The 11,427-nt window shown below is 59.1% G+C and carries 11 protein-coding genes; 5 read left to right on the forward strand and 6 right to left on the reverse strand.

Going from position 1 to position 11,427, the window contains the following annotated elements; translation table 11 throughout:
* Positions 1-1,173: an Obg family GTPase CgtA gene (cgtA, locus tag ACO6VX_RS15550; RefSeq protein WP_003851092.1), complete on the forward strand. Its 1,173-nt coding sequence runs from the start codon at positions 1-3 to the stop codon at positions 1,171-1,173.
* Positions 1,174-1,245: 72 nt separating this feature from the next.
* On the opposite strand, the gene ACO6VX_RS15555 is transcribed toward cgtA, so the two are convergent.
* The 5 genes from ACO6VX_RS15555 to ACO6VX_RS15575 are packed head-to-tail and all read right to left on the reverse strand — an operon-like array spanning position 1,246 to position 6,101.
* On the reverse strand, positions 1,246-1,665 hold the full coding sequence (locus ACO6VX_RS15555; protein WP_422458222.1) for a hotdog fold thioesterase: 420 nt from the start codon (positions 1,663-1,665) through the stop codon (positions 1,246-1,248).
* 2 nt (positions 1,666-1,667) lie between these two features.
* Positions 1,668-2,426: a 2,3-dihydro-2,3-dihydroxybenzoate dehydrogenase gene (gene dhbA, locus ACO6VX_RS15560; protein WP_422458185.1), complete on the reverse strand. Its 759-nt coding sequence runs from the start codon at positions 2,424-2,426 to the stop codon at positions 1,668-1,670.
* On the reverse strand, positions 2,423-3,277 hold the full coding sequence (locus ACO6VX_RS15565) for an isochorismatase family protein (RefSeq protein WP_052271178.1): 855 nt from the start codon (positions 3,275-3,277) through the stop codon (positions 2,423-2,425). Before ACO6VX_RS15565 ends, dhbA begins: the two co-directional genes overlap by 4 nt.
* A gap of 18 nt (positions 3,278-3,295) precedes the next feature.
* Positions 3,296-4,912 (reverse strand): (2,3-dihydroxybenzoyl)adenylate synthase, encoded by a 1,617-nt coding sequence (locus tag ACO6VX_RS15570; RefSeq protein WP_060681572.1) that lies wholly within the window; start codon positions 4,910-4,912, stop codon positions 3,296-3,298.
* 10 nt (positions 4,913-4,922) lie between these two features.
* Entirely contained in the window at positions 4,923-6,101 is a 1,179-nt protein-coding gene (locus ACO6VX_RS15575; RefSeq protein WP_422458186.1) for an isochorismate synthase, read from the reverse strand.
* 177 nt (positions 6,102-6,278) lie between these two features.
* On the opposite strand from ACO6VX_RS15575, the gene fepB reads away from it, so the two are divergent.
* Entirely contained in the window at positions 6,279-7,247 is a 969-nt protein-coding gene (gene fepB, locus ACO6VX_RS15580) for a Fe2+-enterobactin ABC transporter substrate-binding protein (protein ID WP_033780461.1), read from the forward strand.
* On the opposite strand, the gene entS is transcribed toward fepB, so the two are convergent.
* Positions 7,242-8,486 (reverse strand): enterobactin transporter EntS, encoded by a 1,245-nt coding sequence (gene entS / locus ACO6VX_RS15585; protein WP_033770868.1) that lies wholly within the window; start codon positions 8,484-8,486, stop codon positions 7,242-7,244. The two genes, fepB and entS, sit on opposite strands and share 6 nt — an antisense overlap.
* 145 nt (positions 8,487-8,631) lie before the next feature.
* On the opposite strand from entS, the gene fepD reads away from it, so the two are divergent.
* Genes fepD through ACO6VX_RS15600 form a run of 3 tightly spaced genes read left to right on the forward strand, consistent with a single transcriptional unit; the run spans position 8,632 to position 11,386 of the window.
* Entirely contained in the window at positions 8,632-9,621 is a 990-nt protein-coding gene (gene fepD, locus ACO6VX_RS15590) for a Fe(3+)-siderophore ABC transporter permease (protein WP_346464684.1), read from the forward strand.
* Positions 9,618-10,598 (forward strand): iron-enterobactin ABC transporter permease, encoded by a 981-nt coding sequence (gene fepG, locus ACO6VX_RS15595; RefSeq protein ID WP_422458187.1) that lies wholly within the window; start codon positions 9,618-9,620, stop codon positions 10,596-10,598. Before fepD ends, fepG begins: the two co-directional genes overlap by 4 nt.
* Complete coding sequence (locus ACO6VX_RS15600) at positions 10,595-11,386, forward strand: ATP-binding cassette domain-containing protein (RefSeq protein ID WP_022625275.1); 792 nt, start codon at positions 10,595-10,597, stop codon at positions 11,384-11,386. The genes fepG and ACO6VX_RS15600 overlap by 4 nt, the downstream gene beginning before the upstream one ends.
* The last annotated feature ends 41 nt before the right edge of the window (positions 11,387-11,427 follow it).

Below are 11,427 nucleotides of genomic sequence, written 5' to 3' on the forward strand. Positions count from 1 at the left end.
ATGAAGTTTGTAGATGAAGCGACAATTTTGGTCGTCGCCGGTGATGGCGGTAATGGTTGCGTAAGCTTCCGCCGCGAAAAATATATCCCGAGAGGCGGCCCTGATGGGGGTGATGGCGGTGACGGCGGTGACGTTTATCTGATCGCTGATGAAAACCTCAACACCCTTATCGATTATCGTTTCGAAAAATCTTTCCGCGCCGAGCGTGGGCAGAACGGCCAGAGCCGCGACTGTACTGGCAAACGCGGTAAAGATATCGAAGTTAAAGTGCCGGTCGGCACCCGGGTTATCGATCAGGGTACCGGCGAGACACTGGGCGACATGACGCGTCACGGCCAGAAACTGATGGTCGGCAAAGGCGGCTGGCATGGCCTGGGTAACACCCGCTTTAAATCATCTGTAAACCGCAGTCCGCGCCAGAAAACCATGGGTACCCCAGGTGAAAAGCGCGATCTGCAGCTGGAGCTGATGCTGCTGGCAGATGTCGGGATGCTGGGCTTACCGAATGCCGGTAAATCGACCTTTATCCGTGCCGTATCGGCAGCGAAGCCAAAAGTGGCGGACTATCCGTTTACCACGCTGGTGCCGAGCCTGGGCGTGGTTCGTATGGACAGCGAGCAGAGCTTCGTCGTGGCCGATATCCCTGGCCTGATTGAAGGCGCAGCCGATGGCGCAGGCCTCGGCATTCGCTTCCTGAAGCACCTTGAGCGCTGCCGCGTATTGCTGCACCTGATCGACATCGACCCCATTGATGAAAGCGATCCGGTTGAAAATGCCCGCATCATTCTCGGCGAGCTGGAAAAGTACAGCGAGAAGCTGTTCAACAAGCCACGCTGGCTGGTCTTCAACAAAATTGATCTGATCAGTGAAGAAGAGGCGCAGTCACGGGCTAAAGCGGTGGCTGAAGCACTGGGCTGGGAAGATAAGTATTACCTGATTTCTGCCGCAAGCCGTACCGGTGTCAACGAACTCTGCTGGGACGTGATGAGCTTCATCAACGCTAACCCGAAAGAAGCGGAGCTTGAAGAGAAGCAGCCGGAGAAAGTGGAGTTCATGTGGGACGATTACCACAAAGAAACCATTGAAAACACGGTTGAAGTGGAAGATGAAGAGTGGGATGACGACTGGGATGATGAAGACGACGAAGGCGTTGAAATTATCTATCAGCGTTAACCGATCGCCTGCTACAGCGTGATATGCAATGCCCCCTTTCAGGCCTGAAAGAGGGCATTGTTCTTTCTGCAGCTAGCTCATCACCGCCACACTCAGTCGCGCACTGCAGCACAGCTGATCCCGACCGTTCCGAATCTCAATCTGCCAGCTCTGACTGCGTTTACCCAGATGCAGTGGACGGCAAGTTCCCCGCACCAGACCGGCAGAAACCGCACGATGATGGCTGGCATTCACTTCTACGCCAACCACGCTGCTGCCTTCCTCAACCGCCAGATATCCGGCAATTGAGCCCATCGACTCCGCCAGCACCACGGACGCACCGCCATGCAGCAGCCCGAACGGCTGTTGCGTACGGGCATCGACCGGCATCGTCGCTTCCAGATAATCATCACCTATCAGGGTAAAAACGATACCCAGATGGGCCACCAGAGAGTTCTCACCCAGCGCATTCAGGGCGGGAAGATCAATGGATCGCTTCCAGATCGCTGTCATCATCAGGCTCCCAGGGTTGCGCCACCATCAACCACAATATCCTGCAGCGTCACATGGCTGGCAAGATCCGACGCGAGAAACAGTACGGTGGCTGCAATTTCCTGCGGCTGCGCGATCTTGCCCAGCGGGATACCCAGCTTGAACTGATCCGGGAAGCCGGCAATCATCTCCTGCTCACCCGTCGGTGTGTGCCACAGGCTGCGCTGCATATCGGTGTCGGTAGAACCCGGTGAAACGATGTTGCAGCGGACGCCATAGGGCGCCATCTCCAGACCCACGGTCTGACAGAGACTGCGCAGCGCCGCTTTTGAAGCACCATAAGCGGACATGCCGATACGCGGGGCGTGAGCCGAATTAGACGCGACGGTGACGATGGCACCGGTGCGCTGTTCGCGAAAGCGTGGCAATGTCTGCTGGAACAGATTAAACGCGCCGCCCGCATTGACGTTAAGACACGCCTGCCAGTCGGCAAACGACAGCTCATCGGTGGCACCAATCCGTAAGATACCGGCTGCGTTGACCAGCACATCAATGCGCGGTTGCACGGCCAATACGCGCTGGCAGATCGTTTTGACCTGCGCCGGATCGGCCACATCCATCGTGTGGCAGGGAAACGGGTAATCATGGCCCTTGAAACGTTGATCAAAGGCCTCAACCTGTGCGCCAGCCTGATGAAAGGCTAACGCAGTATGATAGCCGATGCCCTGGCCGGCACCGGTTACCCAGACGATTTTACCGCTGAAGTCGAATGTGTGGCTCATTTCGCCGGCTCCCGCGTCAGCAGCGCCCACCAGCCATCAATGCTCGGATTTTTCGCCAGGCTGACGAAATCGATATCACGATGTACCTGACGCCAGCGTGCCGCCAGCGCCATCACGCGTACTGAGTCCAGACCGTAATCAATCAGGTTTTCATCATCTTCCGGCACCTCATCATCTTCCAGCAGCGGCAGGATCAACGCGCGCAAATCATCTTTGCTGAGTGGCACAGGCATCAGATCGGCGGTCATCACCACTTTTCCGCTACGGCCCGCGGTGTAGGTCAGCGCCATCATATGTTCCTCACGGCTGAAGTCAGCCAGCGCATCGGCCACCATGAACGGCTGAATATTGCGCATAAACGCATCGGTGGCGGTGGTCAGGCAGCCAATATGGGCATAGACGCCGGTGATAATCAGCTGATCGCGGCCCATCTCCTGCAGGATCGACTCCAGCGGCGAGCGGTGAAATGCACTGTAGCGCCATTTGGTCAGGACCTGATCGTCCTCATCCGGTGCCAGCGCATCCACGATCTTCTGCTGATCGGGATGTTTATTCAGGCCCGGTCCCCACATGTCGTTGAGCAGCGCACGATCTTCATCGCTCTGCGCGTTTGGCTGAGCGGTGTAAAACACCGGAATACCCTGCGCTTTGCAGTAGCGACGCAGGCGGGCAATATTGTCGACTACCTGCTCAACCAGCGGGCTATTTTCGCCCCAGAAGTTGAGAAAATAGCGCTGCATATCGTGGATCAGCAGGGCGGCACGGTCCGGCTCCAGCATCCATTTCACTTTGTTGTTGGGCAACTCGGTGGCGGCTGGCAGCGGATAAGAGGTCAGTTGTGGAATAGCCATTGAAAATCTCCGGACAGATCAGGCTTGCGCTTGTTGATCGGCAAGTTGTTGGCGCAGACGTTTTTTGTCCACCTTTCCGACCGCGGTCAGCGGCAGGGCATCTACGCAGGTAATACGGTCAGGCAGCTTAAATTCTGCCACGCCAAGTTCACGCAGGTGACGACGCAGCGCCACCGGTTTAACCGGCTGACGGGTAACGATAAAGGCACAGCTCTTTTCACCCATCAGCTCGTCGCTCATGGAGACCAGCGCAGCGTGGATCACATCCGCATGGCGCTGCAGCAGGTTTTCGATCTCTTCGGCTGCGATCTTTTCGCCGCCCCGGTTGATCTGATCTTTCTCCCGGCCCTGCACGATGATGTTGCCAGAGGGCGTGATCTCAATCAGATCGCCAGAGCAGTAAAAGCCCTGGTCATCGAAGCTGGCGGCGTTATGTTCCGGGCTGTTGTAGTAGCCGCGGAAGGTATAAGGACCACGCGTCATCAGGCGACCGATGGAGCCTGCTGGCAATGGGTTACCCTGATCGTCGGCGACCCATACCTCGTCATCCGGGGAGATCGGGCGTCCCTGCGTGGTGAGAATGGTCTGCTCATCGTCATCCAGTCGGGTGTAGTTCACCAGACCTTCCGCCATACCAAATACTTGCTGCAGGGTGCAGCCGATCTCGTTCTGGATGCGCGCGGCCAGCGTTTCACCCAGCTTTGCGCCACCGACCTGAATGCGTTGCAGCGAGGCCAGCGCAGCATTGCTGCCCCATTCCTGAATCGCCTGCAGCCAGAGACTGGCGGCGGGCGGGACCAGGCCGGTATCGGTGACCTGATGCTTTTCAATCAGCGGGAAGCAGAGCGTTGCGCTGGGATCGGCGGCTAAGATCACCTGTCCGCCCGCGTAAAAAACGCCCAGCGCGCCCGGCGAACTCATCGGGAAGTTATGCGCGGCGGGCAGGGCGATCAGGTAGCGGGTGTCGGCGGTAACATCGCAGATAACGTCACTCTCACGGATGCTGTAGTAGTAATCATTATGGGTACGTGGGATCAGTTTCGGTGTACCGGTACTGCCACCCGACAGCTGGAAAAAGGCGACTTCATCGCCTGCGGTCGGGGTTGCGATGAAGTTGCCCGCGGGTTCAGCCAGCAGGGCGTCGAGGCTGTTTTCCGTCTGAGCGTCATTACGCAGGATCACCTGTTGGAGTGAAGGCTGATCGCGGCGAAGTTGCGTAATAAACACATCATCGGCGAACAGTGCGTGGCTGCGATCGGCAATTAACAGGCTCGGCGAAATCTGACTGGCATAGGCGGCCAGTTCAGTGCGCTGATGGCTGAACAGGGCGTTAACCGGGGCAACGCCGATTTTGAACAGGGCAAACAGCGTCAGGTAAAACTCAGCCACGTTGCCAAGCTGCACCAGCGCCGTATCGCCTGACTTCAGGCCGCGACGCTGCAATGCCGCGGCCAGGTTGTCACTCAGCGCCGCCAGCTGGCGATAGGTAAATTGTCGTTCGCCATCAATCACCGCCACGCTCTCGCTGTCGCGATGACGTTCCAGGATGTCGGTCATCGGCAGATCGAGCCAGTAGCCTTTTTCACGGTAACGTGCGGCCAGATCGTCCGGCCAGCGGCTGTAGGAAATCGTCATACAGGTTCCTTTATTGCAGTCCAAAAGCGCGAAGCATGGTGTCGAGTTTGACGCCGGTTTCACGCCATTCTGATTCAGGTTGTGAGTCCGCTACGATGCCTGCGCCCGCAAACAGCCGCACCCGCGGGCCATTCACCGTACCGCAGCGAATGGTGACGACCCATTCGCCATTGCCCTGATCGTCACACCAGCCGACGATGCCGCCAAACAGCTGACGTTCAAATGGCTCCAGTCGCTGAATCAGCGTCTGAGCACGCTGATGCGGGAAGCCGCTGAGGGCCGGTGTCGGATGCAGCAGACAGGCCAGTGACAGCGCATTTTCGCGATCGTCCAGCACGTCACCCTGAATCTGCGTAGCGAGATGCCACAATGTTGCAGTGGTCAGCAGTGAGGGTGTCTCGGGGACCGACAGCAGGCGGCTGCGCGGTTGCAGCGTCGCGCGCATCGCATCCGTGACCAGCTTATGCTCATGACGATTTTTTGCTGAGTGCATCAGGCTGTCGCCAGAGGCCTGGTCACGCTGCGGATCGCGATGACGCGGCGCTGAACCGGCCAGCGGACAGGAGCTGAACTGGCGGCCCTGCTTACGAATCATCAGTTCCGGGCTGGCGCCAACCAGCGCGCCGCCATCGGGCAGCGGCAGATGAAAGTGATAGCTGTTAGGGTTCTGCGCCACGATGCGCTGCATCAGGGCGGCCGTATCAACCGGCTGTTCCGCCACGATATCCATCAGCCGCGACAACACCACTTTATCCAGATCGCCGCGCTGCGTAGCCGCCACTGCCTGCGCAACCATGTCGATGAAAATGTCATGGTCCGGCACCGCCGTGCGGCGACGTACCTGCGGCAGTTCAGCCTCAGAGTGAGAGGCACTGGCGTTGAGATCGTCACGGTTAAAGGTCTGATACGACTCAGGGATAAACAGCGCAGCGGGCTGATCCACGTCGAAGGGGATTGCACCCACCAGAATGGGATGGGCAATGCCCTGTTTTCTGGCTGAAGCAAAATGGTGCTGTAGTTGCTGCTGAAACTCCCCTGTCAGCTGCTCACCCTGCCTTACCGGCGCGGTAAGGGTAGTAAAACAGCCCTGTGTGGTCAGGCTTTGCCAGGGAGAGGTAAACAGAAAGCCACGGCAGAGTGCCGGGAAATCCTGCAACAAGGGATGTTCAAACGCCAGCGATTCCACCATAATTTCCACCTATAAATGATAAGATAACTAATAATGATTATCATTTGTATTGTGGGCCAGTAACCTACGTTGATTAGCCGAAAGTGTCAATAATTACGCGGCGATTCAGCTGGCATGGCCGGTTAAATCAGCACAAATGGTCTCTCTCTTTTTCCGGGTAAAAGTGGACGAAAATCTATGAGTAAACATGGTGTCACATCGGCGATAGCGCTGTTTTTCCTGAGCATCAGCCTGTTCAGCATTACCGCTGCTGCCCAGACCGGCTGGCCGCGAACTGTCGCCGGGACAACAGGCAATATCACACTGACCCAGGCACCGATGCGTATCGTTTCGACCAGCGTTACCCTGACCGGCTCGCTGCTGGCGATTGATGCGCCGGTCGTCGCCAGTGGCGCAACCGCACCCGGCAGTCGGCTGGCTGATAAGCAGGGATTCTTCCGTCAGTGGGGCGAAGTGGCCAAACAGCGCGGCGTAAAACGTCTCTACATTGGTGAGCCCAGTGCAGAAGCGATTGCTGCTGAAGCGCCAGACCTGATTGTGGTCAGCGCCACCGGGAATGATTCGGCGATCAAACTGGTCGATCAGCTTGCGGCGATTGCGCCGGTGCTGGTGGTGAATTACGACGATAAAAGCTGGCAGCAACTGGTGACGTTGCTGGGGGAGGCGACCGGGCATGAAGCGGAAGCTGCCGCCCGGAAAGCTGAGTTTGATGCGCGAGAAAAGGCTCTGAAAGCGAAGCTGACCCTGCCGCCGCAGCCGGTTTCAGCGATGGTGTGGAACGGTGATGGCCGGGCAGTCAATCTGTGGACGGATGCGTCGGCGCAGGGGAAGTTACTGCAGCAACTGGGCTTCACTCTGGCGACGCCGCCGGCCACTCTTCAGTCTGGTCACAGCATGGGACAGCGTAAAGATATCCTGCAACTGTCAGGAGAAAATCTGGCGGCAGGCCTTAATGGTCAATCATATCTGCTGTTTGCCGCCGAAGAGCCCACCGCCGCACAGGTGATGAGCAACCCTTTCCTGGCGCAGACCCCAGCGGTGCGCGCAAAAGCGGTCTATGCGCTGGGGCTGGATAGCTTCCGGCTCGACTACTACAGCGCCAGCAATTTGCTGACGCGGCTGGAGACGCTGTTCGTTAAATCATGATCCCGTTTCCGCCGGTGCAGGCGGTTGATAGCGACGCAGACGCGCCATCAGCAGCCACATGATGATGCCCAGCACGGTGGCTGCCAGACCAGCCAGGCTGGCAGCCTGCTGCGGCAACAGCAGTGAACCCATCGCGCCAATCATCGCTGCACCTATCGCATCGCCGGTGACATTCTGCGCTGTCCAGAGGCTGTTGATCCTGCCGAGCAGCGCATCTGGCGTCAGCGTCTGGATCATCGCGTACTGCACCAGGCTGTTGATGGCACTGAAATAGCCAAAGACCGCGAGGCAGACCAGACTCGCGCTGAACCACGGCATCAGGCTGAACAGAGCCAGCGCGACGAAAGCAGCAATAGCACTCGCCAGAATCAGGCGGCCCGGCTGCGGTGATTGTGCCAGCCGTCCGCTGGTGAGCGCACCTGTGGCAGCACCCAGCGGAACAGCGGCATACATCAGCCCTAACTCCGTCACGCCGACCTGCCAGTGTGGCGCCAGCGCCGGATAGAGCACGCGCACCGCACTGGCTAACGTCACCAGCGCGCCGACCAGCGCCGCCATGCCAACAATCGGGCTGGCAAACAGGAATTGCACGCCGCTGGCCAGTGCTTTCAGCGGATGTTCACGCGGCTGCGGCGGTGGCGCCAGCCGCGGCAACCGCAGCAGGGTTAACACCGTCAGCAACGTGCCGAACGCCGCCAGTCCGTAGTTCCACGCCACACCGCCCTGCGCGATGACCAGTCCGGCAATGGCGGGTGAGAGAATCGCGCCAAATCGCACCGTCAGCATGGTAATCGCACCTGCTTTCATCAGGTTTTCACGCCCGACCAGCGCCGGCGTCGCCGCCAGCAGCGCGGTGACGCCTATCGCGCCGAAAAAACCATCCCACAGTCCCAGCACAAAGACGGCGATCACCGACGGCGAAGGGAGCAGGGCATTGATGCATAAGGCGACAAAGCCCAGGCCACAGGTGGATCGGGCAAACAGGATCAGACGTCGGCGCTCATAGCGATCCGCCAGCACGCCGCCGGTCAGCAGGCCGATAAACATGCCGGCACCGGCCAGCGTCACCGCCAGACCCACCAGCAGCGGCGACTGCGTTAGCTGCTGAATCTGAACCGGTACCGCCACCGCCAGCATGCCGAGAGCAACGATGGAGATAAAGCGGGCGATAAAAATGGCGCGAAAGGCGGGGTGGGTTCTCAGCAGGCTGAGATCGATAAAGTGGGAGGGTTTGTTCATAACGTCGCTTTTTTGCACCCATTTTCCTCATCATTGAGTCCGGGAGTCATGGTAACATACAAAAAATCACTAATAACGATAACAAGTATCATTATCATAATGACTCGTGCTGCGATCTCAATGAATCGGTGAAGGTTTAAACGTTATGCGTCAACTTCGTGCAATAGCAGGTTCAGGGATGCTGCTGTTGTTGCTTCTCGCGCTCAGCCTGATGCTGGGTGCCAAATCTATCCCCTTTCATGATGTCACGCAGGCCTTATTCAGCGACTGTAACCGCGTCGATTGTGTCATCGTGCGCGATGCCCGACTGCCGCGCACCCTGGCGGGTCTGCTGGCCGGGATCAGTTTAGGTCTGGCGGGCGCGCTGATGCAGAGCCTGACGCGCAATCCGCTGGCCGATCCCGGCATTCTCGGTATCAACGCCGGTGCGGGCTTTGCGGTGGTGCTGGGCATCGCCCTGTCTGGCGCTGACTCCCCCGCGGACTGGCTTGGCTTTGCCTTTACGGGCGCACTGCTGGCCTCCCTGCTGGTGGCGCTGACCGGTGCGCTGGGCGGTGGCCGCGTTAATTCGGTGCGTCTGACGCTGGCAGGCGTGGCGCTGGGCGCGGTGCTGGAGGGGTTAACCTCTGGTTTATCGCTACTCAATCCTGACATCTACGATCATCTGCGTTTCTGGCACAGTGGCTCGCTGGATATCCGCAATTTTGCCATTCTGCGCACCACCTTTCCGGCGGTAGTCGCCGGTAGCCTGCTGGCGCTGCTGCTGGCGCGTTCGCTCAACAGCCTGAGTATGGGCGGTGATATGGCGACCGCGCTGGGTACCCGGGTGATGCGTACCCAGCTGGTGGGATTACTGGCTATTGCGCTGCTGAGTGGGGCGGCGACAGCCGCTGTCGGCCCCATCGCGTTTGTCGGCTTAATGACGCCACATCTGGCCCGCTGGCTGCTGGGTAACGATCATCGCTGGATGCTGCCCGGAACCCTTCTTATCACCCCCTGTTTGCTGCTGGCCGCCGATATTCTGGGACGGCTGCTGGTACCGGGCGAACTGCGCGTGTCGATTGTCACGGCCATACTGGGCGCGCCGATGCTGATTGTGCTGGTGCGCCGCAAGTCGGGAAGAGGGCAGCTATGAAACGGGTGATGATTAATGCGCTGATGCTGCTGGTGGCCTGCGGGGTGCTGACCTTTCTGAGCATTACGCGCGGCACCTTACCGATCTCCGCCAGCCAGTTGTGGGCCCTTATCAACGGCGAGGCGGCGCGTAACATACAGCTGATTGTACTGGAGTGGCGACTGCCGCGTGTCATGATGGCGCTGCTGATTGGTGCGGCACTGGGCGTCAGCGGGGCAATTTTTCAGTCGCTGCTGCGCAACCCGCTGGGCAGCCCCGATATTCTGGGTTTCAATACCGGCGCTTACAGCGGCGTGCTGGTGGCACTGGTGCTGTTCCAGCAAAACATGGAGGGCATGACGCTGGCGGCACTGCTTGGCGGACTGCTCACGGCGAGCGTGGTCTGGCTGTTCAGCTGGCGCAACGGCGTGGAGACCTTTCGTCTGATCATTGTGGGCATCAGCGTGCGGGCGCTGATGATGGCGCTGAACAGCTGGCTGATTATCAGCGCCTCACTGGAGGCGGCACTGAGCGCCGGGCTCTGGAGCGCCGGTTCACTCAACGGCATTACCTGGGCGAAAACGACGCCGGTGATTACCGTGCTGCTGCTGGCGCTGCTGGCGACAAGCATGCTGGCCCGGCGCATGCGTCTGCTGGAGATGGGTGACGACACCGCCTGCGCGCTGGGCGTACCGGTTGAACGCAGCCGCGTTTTGCTGATGCTGACGGGCGTGATCCTCACCGCCGCCTCTACCGCGCTGGTCGGTCCTGTCTCCTTTATTGCGCTGCTGGCACCGCAGATTGCTCGTCGGCTGTGTGGCGGTATCAAAGGCGCGCTGCCGCTGGCTGCCTTGTGCGGCGCGCTGCTGTTAACCGCCGCGGATTACACCGCGCAGCACTTTTTCCTGCCTTATCAGCTGCCGGTTGGCGTCATCACGGTTAGCCTGGGCGGACTCTATCTGATTGCTTTACTGGTACGGGAGGCGCGACGCCAATGACAGTGAAAACACGTTTGCAGGGCGACGCGCTGACGCTGGGGTATGACAAAAAAATCGTGGCGGAGAATCTCACCGTCGCGATCCCCGACGGTGAACTGACCGTTATTATTGGCCCCAATGCCTGCGGAAAGTCGACGCTGCTGCGTACCTTAAGCCGCCTGGTCTCGCCCCTGAAAGGCCAGGTGCTGCTGGATGGCAATGCGATTGCTCACTACGCTACCAAAGAGGTGGCGCGTCGGCTGGGGCTGCTACCGCAAAGCTCGAATGCACCAGCGGGCATCAGCGTCAGCGAACTGGTCGCGCGCGGGCGTTATCCGCACCAGTCGCTGTTTGGTCGCTGGCGACAGGAAGATGAGACGGCTGTTCAGCAGGCAATGCAGGCTACTGGCGTGGCAGATTTGGCGCAGCAGCAGGTTGATACGCTCTCTGGCGGCCAGCGGCAGCGGGTGTGGATTGCGATGGTGCTGGCTCAGCAGACGCCACTGTTGCTGCTGGATGAACCGACCACCTGGCTCGACATCGCCCATCAGATTGAGTTGCTGGAATTAATGCAGGATCTCAATCAGCAGCATGGCCGTACGCTGGTGGTGGTGCTGCACGATCTCAATCAGGCGTGCCGCTATGCCAGCCATCTGATTGCGATGCGAGACGGGAAAATCATTGCCGAAGGGAAACCGGCGGAGATCGTCACGCCGGAACTGATAGAAGCGATCTACGGCCTGCGCTGCATCATCATTAACGATCCGGTGGCCGGTACGCCGATGATTGTGCCGCTGGGAAGAGGCTGACCTGCGCTTTCTCCACCCGAAGAAAGCGTAAAGTCAGAACG

Origin of the sequence: Pantoea sp. BJFS-204 (assembly GCF_049310725.1) — a bacterium.
Lineage (GTDB): Bacteria > Pseudomonadota > Gammaproteobacteria > Enterobacterales > Enterobacteriaceae > Pantoea > Pantoea agglomerans.